This window comes from Kitasatospora sp. NPDC092286 (genome assembly GCF_044755565.1).
Taxonomy (GTDB): Bacteria; Actinomycetota; Actinomycetes; order Streptomycetales; family Streptomycetaceae; genus Kitasatospora.
The window spans coordinates 147,422-168,186 of sequence record NZ_JBIVRD010000013.1 but is presented as its reverse complement, the minus strand read 5'-3'; the positions used below and the strand labels follow the sequence as shown (position 1 = coordinate 168,186).

Annotated in this window: 17 protein-coding genes and 1 riboswitch; of the genes, 11 read left to right on the top strand and 6 right to left on the bottom strand. The window is 71.6% G+C overall.

All coding sequences use genetic code 11. The features are described 5' to 3' along the window. Positions 1-64 precede the first annotated feature (64 nt). The 4 genes from ACIQIB_RS16145 to ACIQIB_RS16130 all read right to left on the bottom strand — a co-directional run bounded on the left by ACIQIB_RS16145 (position 65) and on the right by ACIQIB_RS16130 (position 5,245). Positions 65-1,846 (bottom strand): ABC transporter substrate-binding protein, encoded by a 1,782-nt coding sequence (locus tag ACIQIB_RS16145; protein WP_363610737.1) that lies wholly within the window; start codon positions 1,844-1,846, stop codon positions 65-67. Between the two features lie 56 nt (positions 1,847-1,902). Then, positions 1,903-2,892 (bottom strand): ABC transporter permease, encoded by a 990-nt coding sequence (locus ACIQIB_RS16140; RefSeq protein ID WP_363610735.1) that lies wholly within the window; start codon positions 2,890-2,892, stop codon positions 1,903-1,905. 468 nt (positions 2,893-3,360) lie between these two features. Then, positions 3,361-4,302: an enhanced serine sensitivity protein SseB C-terminal domain-containing protein gene (locus tag ACIQIB_RS16135; protein ID WP_400758460.1), complete on the bottom strand. Its 942-nt coding sequence runs from the start codon at positions 4,300-4,302 to the stop codon at positions 3,361-3,363. A gap of 148 nt (positions 4,303-4,450) precedes the next feature. Further along, a complete protein-coding gene (locus ACIQIB_RS16130; protein WP_363610731.1) occupies positions 4,451-5,245 on the bottom strand; it encodes an enhanced serine sensitivity protein SseB in 795 nt (264 codons plus the stop codon). Between the two features lie 189 nt (positions 5,246-5,434). Continuing rightward, positions 5,435-5,540, top strand: a riboswitch (glycine riboswitch). Positions 5,541-5,768: 228 nt separating this feature from the next. Between ACIQIB_RS16130 and gcvT the strand changes: the two genes are divergently transcribed. From gcvT to ACIQIB_RS16110, 4 genes are all read left to right on the top strand, one after another. Further along, a complete protein-coding gene (gene gcvT / locus ACIQIB_RS16125; protein WP_363610729.1) occupies positions 5,769-6,890 on the top strand; it encodes a glycine cleavage system aminomethyltransferase GcvT in 1,122 nt (373 codons plus the stop codon). A 161-nt stretch (positions 6,891-7,051) separates the two neighbouring features. Then, positions 7,052-7,432 (top strand): glycine cleavage system protein GcvH, encoded by a 381-nt coding sequence (gene gcvH, locus ACIQIB_RS16120; protein ID WP_363610727.1) that lies wholly within the window; start codon positions 7,052-7,054, stop codon positions 7,430-7,432. 135 nt (positions 7,433-7,567) lie between these two features. After that, a complete protein-coding gene (gene glyA / locus ACIQIB_RS16115) occupies positions 7,568-8,836 on the top strand; it encodes a serine hydroxymethyltransferase (RefSeq protein ID WP_400758458.1) in 1,269 nt (422 codons plus the stop codon). Between the two features lie 143 nt (positions 8,837-8,979). Continuing rightward, positions 8,980-10,347, top strand: coding sequence for an L-serine ammonia-lyase (locus ACIQIB_RS16110; protein ID WP_363610723.1), 1,368 nt, complete (start codon positions 8,980-8,982; stop codon positions 10,345-10,347). Positions 10,348-10,512: 165 nt separating this feature from the next. Here ACIQIB_RS16110 and ACIQIB_RS16105 read toward each other — a convergent pair whose 3' ends face one another. Continuing rightward, positions 10,513-12,150 (bottom strand): cytosine permease, encoded by a 1,638-nt coding sequence (locus ACIQIB_RS16105; RefSeq protein WP_363610721.1) that lies wholly within the window; start codon positions 12,148-12,150, stop codon positions 10,513-10,515. A gap of 295 nt (positions 12,151-12,445) precedes the next feature. Continuing rightward, positions 12,446-13,171 (bottom strand): YoaK family protein, encoded by a 726-nt coding sequence (locus tag ACIQIB_RS16100; protein ID WP_363610719.1) that lies wholly within the window; start codon positions 13,169-13,171, stop codon positions 12,446-12,448. Positions 13,172-13,338: 167 nt separating this feature from the next. Between ACIQIB_RS16100 and ACIQIB_RS16095 the strand changes: the two genes are divergently transcribed. The 7 genes from ACIQIB_RS16095 to ACIQIB_RS16065 all read left to right on the top strand — a co-directional run bounded on the left by ACIQIB_RS16095 (position 13,339) and on the right by ACIQIB_RS16065 (position 20,722). Continuing rightward, positions 13,339-13,833: a RidA family protein gene (locus tag ACIQIB_RS16095; RefSeq protein WP_400758456.1), complete on the top strand. Its 495-nt coding sequence runs from the start codon at positions 13,339-13,341 to the stop codon at positions 13,831-13,833. A gap of 89 nt (positions 13,834-13,922) precedes the next feature. After that, positions 13,923-14,690, top strand: coding sequence for an FCD domain-containing protein (locus ACIQIB_RS16090; protein ID WP_363610715.1), 768 nt, complete (start codon positions 13,923-13,925; stop codon positions 14,688-14,690). Positions 14,691-14,743: 53 nt separating this feature from the next. Continuing rightward, positions 14,744-16,348 (top strand): gamma-glutamyltransferase family protein, encoded by a 1,605-nt coding sequence (locus tag ACIQIB_RS16085; protein ID WP_400758454.1) that lies wholly within the window; start codon positions 14,744-14,746, stop codon positions 16,346-16,348. A gap of 399 nt (positions 16,349-16,747) precedes the next feature. Further along, positions 16,748-17,938, top strand: coding sequence for a hypothetical protein (locus tag ACIQIB_RS16080; RefSeq protein WP_363610711.1), 1,191 nt, complete (start codon positions 16,748-16,750; stop codon positions 17,936-17,938). A 24-nt stretch (positions 17,939-17,962) separates the two neighbouring features. After that, the gene (locus tag ACIQIB_RS16075) at positions 17,963-18,148 is read left to right on the top strand and encodes a hypothetical protein (protein ID WP_363610709.1); all 186 of its coding nucleotides are present in this window, start codon (positions 17,963-17,965) and stop codon (positions 18,146-18,148) included. Between the two features lie 163 nt (positions 18,149-18,311). Next, positions 18,312-19,655, top strand: coding sequence for a DUF6895 family protein (locus ACIQIB_RS16070; protein ID WP_400758452.1), 1,344 nt, complete (start codon positions 18,312-18,314; stop codon positions 19,653-19,655). 176 nt (positions 19,656-19,831) lie between these two features. Beyond that, positions 19,832-20,722: a methyltransferase domain-containing protein gene (locus tag ACIQIB_RS16065; protein WP_363610705.1), complete on the top strand. Its 891-nt coding sequence runs from the start codon at positions 19,832-19,834 to the stop codon at positions 20,720-20,722. Positions 20,723-20,765: the final 43 nt, after the last annotated feature.

Sequence of the window (20,765 nt, the reverse complement as noted above, 5' to 3'; positions counted from 1 at the left end):
GATCCTCCGGACGGCGGCGGGCGCCGCTGCCTTCACCTGCCTTCAGGGATGTGGAGCCAGGCTCTTACTTGTTGGTGCCGATGTTCAGGTAGTCGTACTCACCCGAGAAGGCCGAGGTGGACACCACGTTGGTGGCGCTGTCCGGGCGGTACAGGAAGACCTTGAAGTAGGTCAGCGGCACGTAGACCGCGTCCTCCATGACCTTCTTGTCGATCGCCCCGTAGATCTTCTCGCGGGCCGCCTTGTCGGTGTTGACGGCGGCCTCGTCCAGCAGCTTGTTGACGTCGGCGTTGTTCTCCTGGGCCAGGTTGCTGTTGCCGGAGGCCTTGATCGAGCGGCCGTCGACGATCTGCTGCAGGAAGCCGTAGCCGGTCGGCCAGTCGGCACCCCACTGCATCATCATCAGGCCGATGTTCTTGTCCTGGGTGAACTGCGGGACACCGGCGTGGTCGGTGAAGTACTTGCCCTGCGGGTACTGCTGGATCTCGGCGTTGATGCCGACCTTCTTCAGCGCGGCCTGGATCGAGGTGGCCGCGGCGACCTCGGGGGCGCGCTCGGTGCGGGCGGTGAGCACGGTGCTGAAGCCGTCCGGCTTGCCGCAGGCCTTGAGGGCCGCCTTGGCCTTGCCCTCGTCGCCCTTGTTGTCCTTGGTCTCCCAGACGTTGAAGTCCTGGTGGCCCGGGATGTCCGGCGGGAGCACGGTGCTGGCGATCGAGCCGCGGATCGGGCCGCCCATGGCGGTCTGCACCGAGACCTTGTCGATCGCGTACTGGACGGCCTTGCGGCACTCGATGTTGTCGAACGGCGCGACCTTGGTGTTGATCGCGGTGTAGACCAGGCGGCCGCCGAAGGCGTTGTCGGTGCTGGCCTTGAGCTTCTGGTCGCGCAGGATCTGCGCCTGGGTCTGCGGGTCGACACCGGCGCCGACGAGGTCCACCTGGGCGTTGCCGGCCAGCAGGTCCTTGTCGATGGTGGACTGCTCGATGTTCATCCTGACCACGATCTTGTCCGCGAGCTGCTTGCGGATCGGGTCGGTGCTCGGGTCCCAGTTGGTGTTGGGCACCAGGGTGAGCTGCTTGCCGTCCTCGTAGGACTCGAACTTGTAGGTGCCCGAGGCCACCACGTGCTTCACGTAGTCCGCGCCGGTGTCCTTGGCCTGCGGGACCGGCACCGTCTGCGGGGCGCTGACCAGGTAGTCGAAGTCGGCGAAGGCGTGCTTCAGGTGGAAGACGATGGTGGTGTCGTCCGGCGTCTCGATCGAGTTCAGCCCGCCGGTCTTGTCCTTGTACGGGCCCTCGTACGGCGTCGGGTTGTCGACCAGCAGCTCCTTGAAGTACGTCGGGCCGTTGGAGTTCACCTCCGCCGCGAAGTTGGAGCGCTCCACCGCGTACTTGACGTCCTTGGAGCTGATCGGGGTGCCGTCCTCGTACTTCAGGCCGGCCCGCAGCTTGTACGTCCAGGTCAGGCCGTCCGCGCTGGGCGTGCCCATGGACTCGGCCAGGTCCGGGACCAGCTTGTTGCCCTCGTCGCCGGGGCCCGGCGCGAAGGTGGTCAGCGGACGCCCGTACAGGCGCGAGAAGTTGTAGATGTACGCGTAGTACGTGTTGCCCGGGTCGAAGGAGTCCGGCGTACCGCGCATCTCGTAGGTGACGGTGCCGCCCTTCTTGTCCGAGGCGTTGACGATGCCCTTGGTGGCCGCGCCGGAGGCACCGCCGTCGCCGACACCGGCGGAGGAGGGGGCGGAGGAGGAACTGTCGCTCTTGGACGAGCCGGACGAGCAGCCGGTGACGATCAGGACCGTGGCAGCGGCCGCGGCGGTGAGCGCGACGGTACGGGACCTACGCATGGGTGGGATCAACCCCTTGAGGAAGTGGTGGCGGATCGAAGGGTCCTGAGGAGAAGTCAGTTGCTCTTGGGATCGAGGGCGTCACGCAGCCCGTCGCCGAGCAGGTTGAAGGCGAGCACGGTGAGGAAGATCGCCATACCGGGGACCACCATGTACTGCGGGTCCACCTGGTAGTACTTGATCGCGTCGTTGAGCATGCCGCCCCAGGAGGCCTGCGGGGCCTGGATGCCGACGCCGAGGAAGCTGAGGCCCGCCTCGAAGAGGATGTTGGTCGGGATCAGCAGCGTCGAGTAGACCAGGATCGGACCGACCAGGTTGGGCAGCAGCTCCCTGAACAGGATGAACGGGCCCCGGGCGCCCAGACTGCGGGCGGCGAACACGAACTCCCGTTCGCGCAGCGAGAGGGTCTGGCCGCGCACGATCCGGCCCATGTAGGGCCAGTTGAAGAAGCCGATCACGAAGATCAGCACGGCGATGTGCAGCGGGAGCCCGTGCAGGCCGAAGGCGCCGCCCTGGAGCGAGGCGGAGATCGCGATGGCGAAGAGCAGCAGCGGGAAGGCGAGGAAGACGTCCATCACCCGGCTGATCAGGGTGTCCACCCAGCCGCCGTAGTAGCCGGCCATCACGCCGAGCACCACGCCGATGGTGTTGGACAGCAGGGTCGCCCCGAAGGCGACGAGCAGGGAGACCCAGGAGCCCTCGATGACCCGGGTGAGCAGGTCACGGCCCTGCAGCGGGTCGACCCCGAGCGGGTGGTCCCAGCTCATCCCGCCCCAGTCGCCCAGCGGCAGGCCGCCGAGGTTGGCGTCCAGCAGGTCCTGGTTGAGGGCGTCGGGGTCCAGTCCGAAGACGGACTCGATCGGCTTGGCCAGCAGGGCGAGCAGGATCAGCAGGATCACCACGACACCGCCGGCGACGGCGGCCTTGTCCCGCTTGAAGCGGGTCCAGGCGATCCGGCCGAGCGAGCGGCCTTCGATCTTCTTGGCCGGGCTCGCGGCGGCGGCTGCCCCCGGTTCGCTCCCGGCGGTCTTGATGGGTGCGGTCATGGTCAGTTGGTCCCCTCGCCGACGGTGGCCGGCCCACGGGTGCCGGTCGCCGGTTCGGCGCTACGGCTGGTGCGGACGTGCGGAGGTGCAGGGTTCGGGTGGTGCACGGCGGTACGAGGTACTCGGTGCTGCTGCCACGCGGGATGGGCATCGCGCGGTTCGAGCGGTTCGCGGCGCGCGTTCACCTTTGTGGGGCTCCAAGTACACGCGGTGCGTTGCGCAGAACTCTCTGCCATCTGAACTGGCTTGCGCCAGCCCTGACCACCGACAGATGCCCAACTGTGATCTGTGCGCATGCACCTCCGGATTCTCGGCATATCCCTCTTCACACAGCTGTTACAGGCATGTCAAGATGTGTGACGGCACCGGCCGGAAAATCGTCCGGAAAAACCAGGAAGCCGACCTGACGTCACGTCAAGTCGGCTTCTCGTACTGGTTTTCGACGGTGCGGGGCTCCGGCGCGCCCGGTCAGCGCCCCGGATAGCCGGGCCACGGCTGCTGCTGCGGCGGCTGCCCCGGCCAGCCAGGGCCGGGCGGCTGGGTGCCGTAACCGCCGTACGCCGGCCCCGTCTGCGAGGTGTACGGCGGTGGCGGCACCGGCGGGTAGGGCGCGGTCGCCGGCCGCCCGTGGCCGGCCGGCTCACGGTCGAAGAACGGCCGCGCGTTGGCCCGCATCCAGAGCGCCACCGGGTCGTACTCGTCCCCCATCGCCACCGTGGAGACGGCCAGGCCCTCCGGGGCCACCGCGATCGCCCGCTGCATCAGGGCCCGGACGGCCTCCACGGTCGGTGGCGAACTCTCGTAAAGATCAAGGCCGATGGCCAGGTACGGCTCGCCGACGGCGGGCTGCACCCAGGCCCGGCACAGCGCCCTGACCGCCCGCACCTCGCCCGCCTGCCGCTCCAGCAGCGCGAAGAACTGCTGGGCCGGCACCTGCGGTTCGCTCAGCTTCAGCGGCCCGGCCGGCAGCCGGTCCAGCCCCGCCGCGATCCGCCGGAGGTCCGCCCAGGGCACCCCGACACCGCCGCCGGGGGCGTGCGGATTCAGCCAGAGGCCCCAGCGGGTGCGGTACAGCGAGGCGGCGATCTCCCGGCCGGAGATCACCTCGTGCGCCCGGGCCCAGCCGGACGCCGCCAGTTGCTCGGGCGAGGTGACGGCCGGCGCGTAGCCGTGGCCGCTGATCTCCATGTTCCCGTACTGGGCGTCCGGGCTGCCGGGGGTGCCGTGCCAGAGCAGCATCCAGACCTGGCCCGCGGCAAGGGCGTGCAGCAGCGCCTCGTACGCCTCGTAGCGCTCCGGCGCGACCTCGCGCAGGGCTCGCTCCAGCGCACCCGGATCCGCGCCGGGGCGCCCGGCGGGCGCCTGGCCCCAGGGCCCCGGTGCACCGCCCGCTACCGCTCCCGCACTCATGCGCCCACCTCGCTGCGCCTCTTCTTCTCTCACCCGCCGACCCGGCGGCTGCCTGCACGCACCCTATGGCGCGCCACCGACCGCCGCCACGCCGACGTGTCTGCCTCGTCCCCTCCTCCGGCCCGACGCCGGGCGGGGAGGGAACGCGTCACATCCGTGTGTAGAACGGCCGGACCTGGTTGAGCAACCACTCGACCACGGGATCCTCCACGAGATCGAGTAGTACGAGGTGGACGCCGCCGGGCAGCGGCGCGGTTCCCAGTGCCCGGCCCAGTGCTTCGTTCACGGTGGCCGGCTCGGCCGGGGCCGCCGGGTCGAGCTGGACCCCGATGAACATCACGGTCGGCTCGCCCTCGACGCTGGCCAGCGCCCGCCGGGCGGTCAGCACCCCGGGCAGGCCGGCGAGTTCGGCCCGGGCGGCGGCCAGGAAGGCCTCCGGGTCCTCGCCCGGCACCGGCTCGCGCAGCGCCACCCGGCCGCCGGTCGGGCTGTCCGGGGCCTCCCAGCGGTCCTCGCGCGGCCCGCGCCGCAGCTCGGCCACGCCCTCCGGCGGCACCGGGATGCCGACCGCCGCCTCCGGGTTCACCGCGATGCCGATGCCCAGCGGCAGCCCGCGGGCGAACTCCCAGACCGGCGCGACCGCGAAGGCCATCCCCGGCGCCTGCCGCAGGAACACCTCCTGCGAGGAGAAGACCGGCACATAGGGGTCGCCGGCCAGCTCGACGGTCGGCAGGTTCAGCGACTGGCCCTGCGGATCGGCCCCGGCCGGCAGCGGGATCCACACCTGGCTGCGGGCCAGTACCTCGATCACCCGGGCGGTCGCGCCCGGGTCGCCGAGCGCGGCGGTTAGCACCTGCTCCAGCTCGTTGGCCGGCCATCCGCCGCCCTGCGGCGCCGTCTCCGGGCCGCCCCACCCCTGCTGCTGCTCCGCCGGGTACCCCATGCGCCCCTGTACCGCCCTGTGTCCGTGTGTCGTGCTCGTGCGCCGCGCCGTGCCCGCCGGCGCGCCCGCCGACGCCGAGCAGCCTAGCGGGCCGCCCGGGCCCCCTCTCCCGCCCGGGGCGCAGACGTGCCATGATGTGCGCGTCTCCGCGCTTTCCCGACGGAGGCCCCTAACTCCATACAGGCCGCTCGAACCCGCGCGGGAGAGCCCGGAGTGCCCCGTCAGGCGGCACAGCCGGCGCCGAAGGAGCAAGTCCTCCCCGGAAACTCTCAGGCACCCCTACCGCACGGGTTAGGCACATCTGGAAAGCGGCGCACGGCTCTGCCACGCGCCCACCCACGGTGCAAGCCGCCATGTTGTCCTGTTAGCTGTAAAGAGCTGCGGGCCTGCGTGCGGTGAAGCTCTCAGGTACGACGACAGATGGGGAGACCCAGCCGCCGCATGCCCGCGCGCAGGGTCGGCCCCGAGCGGGACCGGTCCGGCGTGCGCACACCTGAGTGCCCAGACCGAGGAGTCCCAGGCCATGTCGTCCCTCCGCCTCACCGCGCTCGACGCGCTGCACCGCGCCCTCGGCGCGACCATGACCGACTTCGCCGGCTGGGACATGCCGCTGCGCTACGGCAGCGAGCGCGAGGAGCACCTCGCCGTCCGCACCAGGGCCGGCCTCTTCGACCTCTCCCACATGGGCGAGATCACCGTCACCGGTCCGCAGGCCGGCGAGATGCTGGACCACGCGCTGGTCGGCTTCGTCTCCGCGCTGGGCGTGCTGCGCGCCCGCTACACCATGATCTGCGCCGAGGACGGCGGCATCCTGGACGACCTGATCGTCTACCGCCTGCGCGAGGACGCCTTCCTGGTCGTCGCCAACGCCTCCAACGCCCAGCTGGTGCTGGACGAGCTGATCGCCCGCGCCAAGGGCTTCGACGCCGTCGTCACCGACGACCGCGACACCTACTCCCTGATCGCCGTCCAGGGCCCGGAGTCCACCGCGATCCTCGCCGACACCACCGACGCCGACCTGCCCGGCCTGAAGTACTACGCGATCCTCCCGGCCCGGGTGGCCGGCCGCGAGGTGCTGCTCGCCCGCACCGGCTACACCGGCGAGGACGGCTTCGAGATCTTCTGCGCCCCGGCCGACGCCGAGCCCGTCTGGACGGCGCTGACCGAGGCCGGCGCCGACCGCGGCCTGGTGCCCTGCGGCCTGTCCTGCCGCGACACGCTGCGCCTGGAGGCGGGCATGCCGCTGTACGGGCACGAGCTGTCCACCGACCTGACCCCGTTCGACGCCGGCCTGGGCCGGGTCGTCCGGTTCGACAAGACCACCAACGAGGGCGCGTTCATCGGCCGCAAGGCGCTGGAGAAGGCCGCCGCCGAGGCCGAGGCCCACCCGCCGCGGGTGCTGGTCGGCCTGGTCTCCGAGGGCAAGCGCGTCCCGCGCGCCGACTACACCGTGGTCTCCGCCGACGGCACGCCGATCGGCCGGATCACCTCCGGCGCCCCCTCCCCCACGCTGGGCAAGCCGATCGCGATCGCCTACGTGGACGCGGCGCACGCCGCGCCCGGCACCACCGTCGCGGTGGACGTCCGCGGCCGGCCCGAGCCGGTGCAGGTCGTGGCGCTGCCGTTCTACAAGCGCGCCCGCTGAGGGCCCGCTCCGTCCCGCGCCGGGCAGCTCCCCGGCGCGGGGCGGAGCCCGCCTCCGGCCCGTCCGCCGAGGCCCGCTTTCCCCCCCGTAGATCCACGTCGATGCCGTCCGCCCGCCGGACCGCTTCGTCGTACCCGCTTCCCATCCTGGAGAATGACGCCATGAGCAACCCCCAGCACCTGCAGTACACCAAGGAGCACGAGTGGCTGACGGCCGCCGCTGACGGTGTCTCCACGGTCGGTATCACCGCCCACGCGGCCGACGCCCTGGGCGACATCGTCTATGTGCAGCTGCCCGAGGTCGGCGAGACCGTGACCGCGGGTGAGACCTGTGGCGAGCTCGAGTCCACCAAGTCGGTCAGCGACCTGTACTCGCCGGTCACCGGCGAGATCGTCGAGGTCAACCAGGCCGTCCTGGACGACAACGCCCTCGTCAACAGCGAGCCCTTCGAAGGCGGCTGGCTGTTCAAGGTCCGCGTCGAGGCCACCGACGAGCTGCTGAGCGCCGACGAGTACGACGCGCTCACCAACCCCGAGGCCTGATCGTCCGCCGGGGCGGCCGCAGCGCGGCGGCCGCCCCGCGGCCGGCCGTCCCCGCCCTCCCGTCGCCCGCCGCCTCCCTCCCAAGGGCGCGCCAAGCGCGGCACGTCCTTCTCTCCTCCCCGGGAAGACCACACCATGACGGTTCTCAACCAGTCCCTGCACGCTCTCGACCCGGAGATCGCCGCCGCGGTCGACGCCGAGCTGCACCGCCAGCAGACCACCCTGGAAATGATCGCCTCCGAGAACTTCGCCCCGGTGGCGGTCATGGAGGCCCAGGGCTCGGTGCTCACCAACAAGTACGCCGAGGGCTACCCCGGCCGCCGCTACTACGGCGGCTGTGAGCACGTGGACGTCGTCGAGCAGATCGCGATCGACCGGATCAAGGCCCTGTTCGGCGCCGAGCACGCCAACGTCCAGCCGCACTCCGGCGCGCAGGCCAACGCCGCCGCGATGTTCGCGCTGATCCAGCCGGGCGACACCATCCTGGGCCTGAGCCTGGCCCACGGCGGTCACCTGACCCACGGCATGAAGATCAACTTCTCCGGCAAGCTCTACAACGTGGCCGCGTACCACGTCGACGAGAAGACCGGCCAGGTCGACATGGCCGAGGTCGAGCGCCTCGCCAAGGAGCACCAGCCCAAGCTGATCATCGCCGGCTGGTCCGCCTACCCGCGCCAGCTGGACTTCGCCGCCTTCCGCCGGATCGCCGACGAGGTCGGCGCGCTGCTGATGGTCGACATGGCGCACTTCGCCGGTCTGGTCGCCGCCGGCCTGCACCCCAACCCGGTGCCGTACGCGGACGTGGTCACCACCACCACCCACAAGACCCTGGGCGGCCCGCGCGGCGGCGTCATCCTCTCCAAGGCCGAGTTCGCCAAGAAGATCAACTCCGCGGTCTTCCCCGGCCAGCAGGGCGGTCCGCTGGAGCACGTGATCGCCGGCAAGGCCGTCGCGTTCAAGGTCGCCGCCTCGGAGGAGTTCAAGGAGCGCCAGCAGCGCACCCTGGACGGCGCCCGGATCCTGGCCGAGCGCCTGCTCCAGGCCGATGTCGCCGAGGCCGGCGCGTCCGTCCTGTCCGGCGGCACCGATGTGCACCTGGTCCTGGTCGACCTGCGCAACAGCGCGCTCGACGGCCAGCAGGCCGAGGACCGCCTCCACGAGGTCGGCATCACGGTCAACCGCAACGCCGTCCCGAACGACCCCCGCCCGCCGATGGTCACCTCCGGCCTGCGGATCGGCACCCCGGCGCTCGCCACCCGCGGCTTCCAGGCCGAGGACTTCCGCGAGGTCGCCGACATCATCGCCGAGGCGCTGAAGCCGGCCTTCGACGAGGCCGTCGCCACCGGTCTGAAGGCCCGCGTCTCCGCGCTGGCCGCGAAGTACCCGCTCTACCCGAACCTGTAGTCCGGCGCGGGTGACCGGCCTCACCCCGTCGGGCCACCTGCGATCAAGGGGCACCGCGCACACTGGACAGTGCGCGCGGTGCCCCGTTCCGTGCCGGCACCTGCCCGCCTGTCCTTCCACGAGACCAGACAAGGACGTCCCCCGTGGCCATCAGCGTCTTCGACCTCTTCTCCATCGGCATCGGCCCTTCGAGTTCCCACACCGTCGGCCCCATGCGCGCCGCCCGGATGTTCGCCCGCCGACTGAAGTCCGAGGGCCTGCTGGCCGGCACCACCGCCGTCCGCGCCGAGCTGTACGGCTCGCTCGGCGCCACCGGGCACGGCCACGGCACCCCGAAGGCCGTCCTGCTGGGCCTGGAGAACAACTCCCCGCGCACCGTGGACGTCGACCAGGCCGACCTGGACGTCGAGCGGATAAGGGCCGAGAAGCGCCTCAACCTGCTCGGCAGCCAGCCGATCGACTTCGACCCGGACACCCAGCTCGTCCTGCACCGCCGCCGCTCGCTGCCGTACCACGCCAACGGCATGACCCTCTGGGCGTACGCGGCCGACGGCTCCACGCTGCTGGAGAAGACGTACTACTCGGTCGGCGGCGGCTTCGTGGTCGACGAGGACGCGCTCGGCGCGGACCGGGTCAAGCCCGACGACACCGCCCTGCGCTACCCCTTCCGCACCGGCGAGGAACTGCTCCGGCTCACCCGCGAGACCGGTCTGTCCATCTCCGGCCTGATGCTGGAGAACGAGAAGGCCTGGCGGACGGAGGAGGAGATCCGGGCCGGGCTGCTGGAGATCTGGCGCGTCATGCAGGAGTGCGTCCGGGCCGGCATGTCCCGCGAGGGCATCCTCCCCGGTGGCCTCAAGGTCCGCCGCCGCGCCGCCTCCGGCGCCCGCGCGCTGCGCGCCGAGGGCATCGGCCCGGCCAACGCCATGGAGTGGGTGACCCTCTACGCGATGGCCGTCAACGAGGAGAACGCCTCCGGCCGGCGCGTCGTCACCGCCCCCACCAACGGCGCGGCCGGCATCATCCCCGCCGTCCTGCACTACTACCTGAACTTCATCCCCGGCGCCGACGACGAGGGCATCGTCCGCTTCCTCCTCGCCGCCGGCGCGATCGGCATGCTCTTCAAGGAGAACGCCTCCATCTCCGGCGCCGAGGTCGGCTGCCAGGGCGAGGTCGGCTCCGCCTGCTCGATGGCCGCCGGCGGCCTCGCCGAGGTCCTCGGCGGCTCCCCCGAACAGGTCGAGAACGCCGCCGAGATCGGCATCGAGCACAACCTCGGCCTCACCTGCGACCCGGTCGGCGGCCTGGTCCAGATCCCCTGCATCGAGCGCAACGGCATGGCGTCCGTCAAGGCCGTCACCGCCGCCCGGATGGCCCTGCGCGGCGACGGCCGCCACCACGTCTCCCTCGACAAGGCGATCAAGACCATGAAGGAGACCGGCGCCGACATGAAGATCAAGTACAAGGAGACCAGCCGCGGCGGCCTCGCCGTCAACGTCATCGAGTGCTGACCCCCGCACTCCCCCGCTGAGCCGGCCGGACGGCCCCCGTCCGGCCGGCTCAGCGGCGCGACACCCGGCCCCGGCCACGGACGCGCCGTCACCTCCAGGCGCGGCCGGGCGCCGGGCCCGTCCCCCGTGTCCTTCGGCACGTGAGGGGACGGGCCCGGCGCGGGCTCAGCGGTCTGCGGGCCGGCCGGTCGGGGCCGTGCGGGCTTCGAGCAGTACGGCCCGGCGGAACGCCGCGCTGCGTCCCGCGCAGTCGGCGCAGATCGCGGCGCCGTCCTCGGTGCTGGGGTCGCGGTCCATCTCCACGGCGATATAGGAGTGGTCGCAGGTGTGGCAGCGGACGCGGGTCTCCCAGATGTCCTCGACCTCGTCGCGCGGGTCGCCCGGCCGGTCGAGGGCGACGGGTCGGCCGAGCCGGTGGGCCACGGTGTACAGGACGATGCTGAGCACCAGGACCAGGGGGGTGGACCACGTGGTCCCGAAGGTGCCGGTGCCCTCGTACACCGCGATGCCGAGCACCGAGACGATCAGCCAGACGATCGCACCGGGGCCGAACGAGGCCACCCGGCCGGGGCGGAACTCCGGCAGCCCGTCGCGGTCGCCGTGGCGGCTGAGCCACATGTGGGTCAGGGCGATGCCCACCCAGGCGACGACGAACGCGCCCTGCCAGGCCAGCGCGGTGAGCAGGTAGCTGAGGACATCGGTGAGCATGAACAGGTAGGTCAGCACGCCGGCGAGCATCAGGGCGGCGACCCGGGGGACGCGGATCCGCAGCAGCCGCGTGAACAGGGCCTCCAGATTGGTGGAGGCGACGTAGTAGTTCGCCGTGTTGATCCTGGACTGGGTCACCCAGACGACGACCAGGCCCGAGATCCCCATCAGGTTGATGACGGTGTCGCCGATGGCTGTCTCCGACAAGGCGCCGGAGGTGCCGGCCGCCATCACCAGGAAGATCCCGATGAGACCGTTGGCGAGGTACACGAAGAGGTAGAAGACCGGGCCGAAGGTGACGACGCTGTGGTAGCGGCTGTCCTCGGGCTTGCCGAAGCGGGCGAAGTCCACCGTGTACATCATGAAGACGAACACGCCGAGGTAGACGAACAGGGCGTAGAGCCAGCCCGGCGCGCTGAGGTCCGGGGCACTGTCCGGGACGTGGGTCAGCCAGCCCTTGGAGGGGTACTTCACCGCGGCCAGGACGACGGCGACGAGCAGGCCGCCCCAGTACAGCGGCAGCAGGAAGCCGTTGAACTTGTCCATCCAGCGGCGCACTCCGCCGATGACCATCGGCAAGTTGGTGACGACGGCGACGGCGTACCAGATCCGGATATCCAGCACCCCGGTGTAGGCGTGCAGGGCGTGGGCGATGACGGAGCTCTCGAACACGGCGTAGTACAGCGCTGTGGCCGCGAGGATGAGCGGGGCCAGCACGGAGCCGGCGAGGCCGAAGAGCCGTTGCGAGAGCAGGGCGACGGTGAGCCCGGTGTGCGCGGCGTAGCGCGACAGGGCGCCGCCGACGACGCCGAACACGATGACGGCCAGGACGATGCCGATGAGGGTGTTGACGGTGCCGACCGTGACAGCCAGCGTCGCCGCGGTGACGAGGTAGAACATGCCGCTGATCACGGCGTACCAGGTCATCGTCAGGGAGAGCCGGCTGCTGCGCCAGCTCAGTGGGACGACGTGGGTGGAGTAGTCCTCGTTGGCGGCCTCCTTGACCACACGGGGGTCGTCGTGGAAGGAGACGTCCAGGGGCCTGGGTCTGCGGGTGGTCTGCTTGCCGTTGGTCCGGGTGCTGTCTGTGGTCACGGGGGTGTCCTTCTCCGGGCGGTGGTGAGCCGCGGGGTGCTGCCGGGGCGTCCGGAAGGAGGGCAGGCGGCCCGGTGGGGGCGCGAGTTGGGACGCGTACCGCCGTGGGGGAGGCGGTCCGGCGGGGCATGACTTGGCCGGAAGGACCGGGAGGCGTTCCGGCAGGACTGCCTCCGGGGCCCAACGTCTACGCGTTCCCCGACACGGAGTCAAGGTCCGGCGGAAAGATTTCCGCTGTCCTGACGGAATCGTCCGCGCGGGCGGTGCGAATCGACGGAATCCGTTGGCGCCTGGTTCAGCCGCGCCTTCCGTGCAGGCGGCGGCGAGCCACAACGAGCGTGGCAAGCACCAGAGTTGGCGCGATCGCCGCGGCCAGGACAGGGGCGAAGCGCAGCGTGACCGCACCCGCGAGTGCGCCCGCGACCAGGGCCAGGAGGACTGCGCAGCGCCGCAGGACGTCCTTGGTCGAGCCGTGGGACAGGGACTCGGCGACGGAGGTGAGCGTGCCGGTGACGAAGGTCGTGGTGATGCCGGCCCTGGCGATGCGGCGGGCGGTGGCGGTCTGGAGGCCCATGGCCGCTCCGGACAGCGCGACCAGGGCGATGTCGACCGCGCGGCCCGGCTCCGCGCCGGACTGCGCCCAGATGGCCAGAAAGCCCGTCTGCAGGGCGAGGTTGACGCCGAGCGCGGCGCTGATCCGCGGGTGCCAGAGCCAGTCGGACAGGCCGGACCGATCGGTTATCCGGTAGGCGGCGACGAGGCCCGCCGTGAAGGCGATCACGGCGATGCCCGCGCGGGCGAGGTGCATGTCCGCACCGTGCGCCCCGGCGATGCCGAACAGCACGAGATTGCCGGTCATGTTGGCCGTGAAGACGCCGCCGAGCCCCAGGTAGGCCACGGCGTCGGTGGCCCCGGCCGCCGCGGTGAGCAGGACCAGGAGCAGGTCCACCAGGCGCCGGTCGGACCCGGCGGGCGCCGCGGCGGGCTGGTCGGCGGCGGTGTTGGAGCGGATGGATCTCATCTGGGGCGGTCCTTACGGCAGGGTGCGCGGGCGAGATGTCCGGGCCCTCAAGGCCGGAAGCCTTGACAGGCAGCCGGGTGGTGTGGAGAGAATCCCCCGACTTGGTCGGACCATCTGACTATCTTGGCTCACCGGCAGAGCCGTCAACCTCCCCCAAGGAGCAGCGCATGTCACGGACCGATTACGAAGCGCGGGTGGCGGAGCTCGGGCTGGAACTGCCCGACTACAGCAGCCGCCCGTACTACGGCGCCGACTACGGCTCCATGAAGCCCCACCACATCACCGGCAACCTCCTCTTCCTCGGCGGCCACACCGCCGACGACGACCAGGGCAACGTGCGGTTCGCCGGACGTCTGGGCCAGGACCTGACCGTCGAGGAGGGCTACCAGGCGGCCCGCCTCACCGCGCTGAACTGCCTGGGCGGCATCCGGTACGCCCTCGGCTCGCTCGACCGGGTCGCGTCGGTGGTGCGGTCGCTGTGCTTCGTGGTGACCACGCCCGAGTTCGAGGACGTCCACAAGGTCTCCTCCGGGGCCACGGACCTGTTCCGCGACGTGTTCGGCCCCGAGGTCGGACTGGGTGGGCGTGCCACCATCGGCGTCATGAGCCTGGCCCGGCGGAGCTCCTTCGAGGTGTGGGTCACCGTCGAGATCCGCGACTGAGCCCACTCCCGCCGTCCGGCCGGTGTCCTCGGCCGGGGAGCATGGACGCCGTAGGTCATGTTCCGCCCCACCGTTATGGAGGTCGTCAGTTGTCCGTCAACTGGTCGCTCATCACTCCCGAAGCACGTTCCGGCCCGCAGCGGCTGGCCGGACGCATCCACCGGCTGATCGAGGACGGACAACTGGCGGAGGGCGACCGCATTCCTCCCGAACGAGAACTGGCGGACACCTGGCGGGTCTCCCGGGCCACCGTCCGCGAAGCGCTCCGCGAGTTGGAACTGCGCGGACTGGTGGACCGCCGCCCCGGCCGGGGCACCATCGTGGCGGGCATCGCCCGCCCGGCCCTGCGAGACTGGCAGCTGGGCGACATGGACTCGGCGGCCAGGCTCATCCACGAGGTGATGGACCTGCGCTCCGCCGTCGAGCCGCCCGTCGCCGCCCGCGCGGCGGTACGTGCCACCGACACCGACCTGCAGCACCTGAGCGACCTGCTCGCCGAGGCGGACCGGGCGCTGAAGCACGGCCTGCTGCCGCGCCTGGTCCAACTCGACAGCGAGTTCCACGTGGCGCTCGCCAAGGCCGCCCACAACCCGCTGCTGACCCAGCTGCTGGAAACCACCAACCAATGGGTCGAGCTCTCCCGCAACCCCGCCTACCAGAGCACCGAACGGCTCGTCAGCTCGTTGAGGGCGCACGGACGCATCCTGGAGGCCGTCATGGGCCAGGACTCCGAGACGGCCGCGCAGGCCATGTCCGAGCACCTGCTCGAAGTCCACCAGGCGATCGTGGAGACCATCCAGTCCGCGAGCCCGAACGAGCACCAGAGCCCGAGCCAGAGCCCCGGACCCGCTCGCTGACCGGTCGCCCACCGGCCGGGTACCATCCGCACCCCCGACGAACGGCCCCTCCCATGAGCATCCACGCACCCGCTCCCGCCCCGACCGCCTTCGCGCTGGCCACCCCCCACGCCCTCGCCACCGCCGCCGGCGAGCAGGCCGTACGCGACGGCGGGAACGCCGTCGACGCGGCCATCGCCGCGGCCATCGCACTCACCGTGGTCTACCCCCACCAGTGCGCCGTCGGCGGGGACTTGATCGCCCTGGTCGCCCGGCCCGGCCGGCATCCCGTCGCGGTCAACGGCAGCGGAGCGGCACCCATGGCCGCCGACCCGGACGCCCTCGCCGGCGCCGGCGGGATGCCGGTCACCGGCCCGCTCAGCGTCACCGTGCCCGGCGTCGTCGCGGGCTGGGCCACCCTCTCCCGGACCGCCGGACGGCTCCCCTTCGACCGGCTGTTCACCAGCGCCATCGCCTACGCCCAGGAAGGGGTGCCCACCGCGCCCGGCGTCGCGCACGCCCTCACCCTCGAACAGCCCCTGCTCGCACCGGACGAGGGCATGCGCGAGGTCTTCTTCGCCGCCGGCCGGCCGCTCGCCGCCGGCGAACCGCTCGTCCAGCCCGCCCTGGCCCGGACCCTCGCGGCCATCGCCGACCACGGACCGGACGCTCTCTACCACGGGGAGATCGGTGCCTCGATCGTCGGCCACCTGCGGAGCCTCGGCTCGCCCATCACCCGCGACGACCTCGCCCGGCACCGCACCGAGACCACCGAGCCGATCGGCCGGACCTTCCGCGGCGAGGAGTACCTCACCGCGCCACCGAACTCCCAGGGCCAGCACTTGCTGCAGATCCTCGGCGCCGTGGAACGCCTCGATCCGGGCCTCGACCTGCTCGGAGCCGACGCGGCCGTGCTCGCCCGCGTCTTCCGACAGGCCGCGAACGACCGGGACACCTTCCTCGCCGACCCCCGGTACGCGCCCGTCCCCGTCGACGACCTGCTCGGCGCCGCCCGGATCGCCCGGATCGCCGAGGCCGCCACCGACCCGGACGCCCACCCCGGCGGGCCCTCCCCGACCGCAGCCGCGCAGGCCGCCCGCCCCAGCGGCGACACCGTCGCCGTGGTCGCCATGGACGCCGAAGGCAACGCGGTCTCCCTGATCCAGAGCCTCTTCCACAGTTTCGGATCCGGCATCCTCGACCCGGCCACCGGTGTCGTCCTGCACAACCGGGGGTCGTTCTTCAGCCTGCTCCCGGGCGCCCCCAACCGCCTGCGCGGCGGCAGCCGCCCCGCCCACACGCTGATGCCCGTCCTGACCCGGCGGGACGGCGCCGTCACCGGCGCGCACGGCACCATGGGTGGTAAGGCGCAACCGCAGATCCACGCCCACCTCGCGCTGCGCCTGCACGCCGGGGACTCCGTCACCACCGCCCTGCACAGCCCCCGGTGGGTGGTCGGCGGCATGGAGGTGGACGCGCCGACGGACGCCGTCTTCGTGGAACCGGACGTCCCCGCCGCCGCCATCGGCTCCCTGCGCGGCATGGGTGCGCAGGTCCAGGTCGGCGGGACTCTCGACGAGCAGGTCGGCCACGGGCAACTTGTCCGGGTGGGCCCCGGCGGCACGTTGCACGCCGCCGCCGACCCGCGCAGCGACGGGGCGGCGATCAGCCGCGCCTGAAACCGCGACAGGGTCGCCCGGGCCGCGCGCCCTGGTAACCGGAGGAGCCCCTGCCGGGGCTTCCGCACGGCTGGAAGCCCCGCGCGCCCGGCGGAAGGGCACCTCGACCCGCCGTCCGGCCTGACGCAGCGAAGCGGGCGCGGCACGCGGCTGCGCCGCGATCGCGCTGCCGACCGCCCTCCACCTCTGGCGAGCGCACCGGGTTCAGCCGCTCGGCTCGGCGGATTCACTCCCCGGGGTATCTGACGCAGAGTGAGCAGGCCTCCCCCGGGTGCGCGGCTCCCGGGGGTGTAGGAAAATTGTAAATGCCCGAACCTCCGAGGCGTCTGCGCCTGGTGGGCATTGCCAGGTCGGCGCCGTGCACTGGATGGGTCGTCGGTCATCGTGGCTGGAAACGACGTGTGGAGTCCGTTCCGGGAGCTGGGTGACGCCGTCGCACGGGAGTGGCGGGCGCACGACTTCGGGGAGGACGCCTTCGTCGGCATCGCCGTGCGGCGCCTGTCGGAGGCCGCCTGCTTAGACGAGGTCGACGCGCTCGAACTGGCCGCGCGGGCCGCGAGTGAGCCGGTGCTTCCGGCGCAGACGGATCTCGACGCCCGTTTCGGCCAGCCGCCGCTCACGCTGTACAGCACCAGCCGCTTCCACATGACGCTGCTGTACTGGCTGGAGTCGACCACGTCCATCCACGAGCACGCGTTCCAGGGCGCCTTCCGCGTGCTCCACGGGTCGAGCCTGCACAGTTCCTGGCGCTTCGACGAGAGTGCGCGGATCTCGGGGCGGCTGCTCCTCGGCCGCACGACCCGGCTGCGGTCGGAGGTCCTGGCCGTGGGCGATGTGCGCCCGATCCTGCCGGGCGCCCGGGGCGCGCACGCGCTGTTCCACCTCGACCAGCCGTCGGCGACGCTGGTCGTCCGGACCCGGTCCGACCCCGGCGCGCAGCCCCAGTACGAGTACTGTCCGCCGTCGCTCTCGGTCAACCCGTTCGACGAGGACCCGTCGCTCACCCGCCGGCTCCAACTGCTGCACCTCTTACGGCAGGAGGACGAGAAGGGGCTGCGGGAGGCCGTCCGGCGCTCCCTCGCCACGGACGATCTCGTCTCCGCCGTCACCGTCTTGCTGGACGTGTGCGGGCTGGACCTCGACGGCGCCTTCACCGAGGAGGCGATCGGCCTCGTCGCCGACCGGCGGGCGGAGTTCGCCGACCCCTTGCGGGCAGCCGCCCGCGAGGTGGTGCGCGACCACCGGCTGACGGCCCTGCGCCGCCGGGTGAACTCCCCCGAGGCGCGGCTCGTGCTGGCGCTCGCGCTGAACGGCCTGGACCGCCGGGGCTCCCTGGACGCCTTCGCCGCACGGTACGGGGCCGATCCCGTTGGGCGGATGGCTGCGGGGATCGGCGATCTGCTCTCCCAGGCTGACGGCATCGATCCCGTCGAGCCGCTGCCGGAGATCCTCCGCCTCCTGCTGGGCGGGAGCCCGGCCGAACGCGTGGTCCACGAGCTGGGCGGGCGCCCGGAATACCATCCGCGTCTCATCGAGAAGATCACGGACATCCTGCTGCGGTCCCCCACTCTGCAGCGGCTGTTCCGCTAGCCGAACGGAAAGGAGGTGGGAGCGATGACCGAACGCCAGGTGGACCTGCAGAAGCTTGCCCAGGAGCTGTCCGACAGCGAGTTGATCAATTTGGCGGAGAAGCTCCGCGGGCATCTGACGCCCGAGGTGATCAACAGCGAGAAGCAGACCCAGTCGTTCGTGGCATGCAATCCCAACTACTGCGTCGTAGTCCGCCCGCTTGAGGAATGAGGAATGGCATCGTCGACAACCGGCACACGGTGACCGCAGGAGTCGGGGCGCCATCGCCACCGGCCCTGCGGCCACCCCCGAACAAGGCCACCCCGAACAAGGCCGCCCCGAACAAGCGGACCCACGAACAAGGGGACCGGACGCCCGGCGGAGGTTCATCACCATGGCCGGCCCGCGCGACCGCCTGACCGCCCCGCCCGGTGCGGCCCCCCTGGCGGAGTATCTGCACCACCGGATCGACGAGGTACTGGAGTTCGCCGCCGGGCAGCTGCGACACCTGGACGACTACGCCGCCCACTGGCACGACGACCCCGGCGAGATGGTCCGCAAGGAGGACAAGGTCGCCATCGAGACGGCGATGCTCCTGCTGGTGACCGGCCGGATTCCGGGTCACCGGGACGGCGAGGCCTGGCGGCGGCTCGTCGACGAGTGCGTACGGAGGTGCCGCGGCGGCCGGGTGCGCTGCGTGATCGCCCGCCACCCCAGAACGGTGTCGAGTCTGGGCCTGGGCCACCTTTTCCTTTCCGCCCTGGGCTGCCCGGACGAGGACCTGGACCACCTGCTGGAAAACGCGGTCGGGACCGGCCAGGTGGGCATCGAGGAGCATGTGCCGTTCCGTCGCCTGGAATTCGAGTGGGCGCGGCGCGGGGCGGCGCATCCGGCGTTCGCCGAATCCGGCCGGGCGGCGTCGAAGTGGCGTCCGGAGGTGTCGGCCATTGCCTCCGATCGGGACGGTCTTTACGCCACCCGGGAGGACTGCTACGCACTCACCCATACCCTCATGTACGCCACCGACTTCGGCGTGGCCGGGATTCCGGGAATCGACGCGGAAAGGCTCCGGTCCTCGATCGGATCCACCATCTGCTTCGCGCTGGCCATCGACGATTTCGACCTGCTGGGGGAATTGCTGCTGGCCGATGCGGTACTGCCGGGGCACGCCTCGGCGGCCGCACGCTGCGGCTGGGCGGTGCGCACCCGGGTGCTCGACGACCGGGGGGCGCTGCCCGGTCCCACGTTCCGGGACGCGGAGCTGGCGAAGCAGGAACCGGCCGGCCGCGCCGGCTACCGCTTCTACCACTCGTACCACACGACCTACGTCGACGCGCTGCTGTGCGCGGCCGTCCTCTCCCGGCGCCACCACTGGTTCGCCCCGGAACCGGCCGACGGGCCGCGGGCCGACGAACCGCAGGCCGACGACCGGAGGATCCGGCGGATCGCCGGTCTCGCCTGGCCCGGCGGCCCCCGTTCCGGGGCGGCGGCCGCACTTCTCGACCTGTGCACCCGGTCGATCGTGCCGGGCGCCCGCCTCGGGCCGCTGGCCGAGACCGCGATCATCGAGGTCGTGCGGCGGTACGACCTGGTCGCCCTGCGCAGGATCCTCCAGGAAGTCCGCGGCAGTTCGATAGCGGAGTCACGGAGCATCGCGGTGGCGACGCGCTTCCTGGCGAATCAGACGGCGCTCGCCACCTGCCTGGAATCACCGGTCACCCCTCGCAGTAAACCTTGAATTCGGCTCCAGTGAATGCCGGGGCACTGTCCGGTCGTACCGAGAGGTCCATTCCAAGCCATTTCATCAGACCTTTCCGGACCACCATTGACTGGCCACCGCCAATGGCTACGATGGAGACACCCTGCGCCACAATGGAATGCACCCGTGAACAATCTCCTCAGGGGAGCTCTAATTTGAACGCGCCGATATCCACCGCACTGGTTTCCACCGGCCTCGACGCCACGGGTGTGCGCACGCATCCGCTGTGCGGGCCGGCCGACCGCATGCCGGCCGCCTATCGCGGGCCGCACCGGCTGAGTCACGGCGGCTGGCTGGACTTCACCAGCCGGCTGGAGCGCCGGGAGGAGATCTCGCTGATCTGCTCCACCACCGCCGCCAACAAGCGCGCGCTCGACGTCGGCGGCGGCACCGGTGACCTCACCCGCGCCGTGGCCGTCCAGCTGGGCCACTGCACCACCGTCGAGCCGCACAGCCAGCGGGTGGCGACGCTCACCGAGCGCGCGGAGGAGGGCGGCACCGGCACGATCGAGATCATCCCCGGGCACGCGGAGTCGCTGCCGTTCCCGGACGCCTCGTTCGACGTGGTGTTCGCCACCTGGATCCTGCCCTACGTGGACGATCTGGAGCGGTCCGTCGCCGAGTTGGCGCGGGTCTGCGACCGCACCGACCCGGAGGCGAAGGTCGTACTGATCGGCGGCGCCGACGACAACGAGCTGGTGAGCATCCTCAACGAGACCTGCGTCCCGCTGGCCGGCGAGCCCCATGACCACCAGGGCTATCTGCTGGCCACCGCGGCCGAGTTGCTGAGCACGCACGGGTTCCACGACTTCTCGCTGTACCGGACGGAGGCCGCGCTGCACTTCCCCGAGCCCGACCTGGACGACCGGGTCCGGGCGGCGACGACGACGCTGGTCAACTTCTGGTACGAGGACCACCCGGACGCCGGGGCGATGCGGCAGGCGATCGCGCCCGCGCTGCGCCGCCACTTCGCACGCCGCCCGCACGCGATCGGGGACCAGGGTGCCGTCCTGGTCGCCCGGCCCGGATCGGCCGCCAAGTCCTGACCCCCACAGGCCGGTTGAGGGCCCCCGGACACCCCGGGGGCCC

What these genes read in the sequence shown, in the direction of transcription:
- ACIQIB_RS16075 (WP_363610709.1), top strand. Translation starts at nt 17,963, where the DNA reads ATGACCGAACGCCAGGTGGACCTGCAGAAGCTTGCCCAGGAGCTGTCC.
- ACIQIB_RS16135 (WP_400758460.1), bottom strand. Translation starts at nt 4,302, where the DNA reads ATGAGTGCGGGAGCGGTAGCGGGCGGTGCACCGGGGCCCTGGGGCCAG.
- ACIQIB_RS16130 (WP_363610731.1), bottom strand. Translation starts at nt 5,245, where the DNA reads ATGGGGTACCCGGCGGAGCAGCAGCAGGGGTGGGGCGGCCCGGAGACG.
- gcvH (WP_363610727.1), top strand. Translation starts at nt 7,052, where the DNA reads ATGAGCAACCCCCAGCACCTGCAGTACACCAAGGAGCACGAGTGGCTG.
- ACIQIB_RS16070 (WP_400758452.1), top strand. Translation starts at nt 18,312, where the DNA reads ATGGCCGGCCCGCGCGACCGCCTGACCGCCCCGCCCGGTGCGGCCCCC.
- ACIQIB_RS16100 (WP_363610719.1), bottom strand. Translation starts at nt 13,171, where the DNA reads ATGAGATCCATCCGCTCCAACACCGCCGCCGACCAGCCCGCCGCGGCG.
- ACIQIB_RS16085 (WP_400758454.1), top strand. Translation starts at nt 14,744, where the DNA reads ATGAGCATCCACGCACCCGCTCCCGCCCCGACCGCCTTCGCGCTGGCC.
- glyA (WP_400758458.1), top strand. Translation starts at nt 7,568, where the DNA reads ATGACGGTTCTCAACCAGTCCCTGCACGCTCTCGACCCGGAGATCGCC.
- ACIQIB_RS16140 (WP_363610735.1), bottom strand. Translation starts at nt 2,892, where the DNA reads ATGACCGCACCCATCAAGACCGCCGGGAGCGAACCGGGGGCAGCCGCC.
- ACIQIB_RS16145 (WP_363610737.1), bottom strand. Translation starts at nt 1,846, where the DNA reads ATGCGTAGGTCCCGTACCGTCGCGCTCACCGCCGCGGCCGCTGCCACG.
- gcvT (WP_363610729.1), top strand. Translation starts at nt 5,769, where the DNA reads ATGTCGTCCCTCCGCCTCACCGCGCTCGACGCGCTGCACCGCGCCCTC.
- ACIQIB_RS16095 (WP_400758456.1), top strand. Translation starts at nt 13,339, where the DNA reads ATGTCACGGACCGATTACGAAGCGCGGGTGGCGGAGCTCGGGCTGGAA.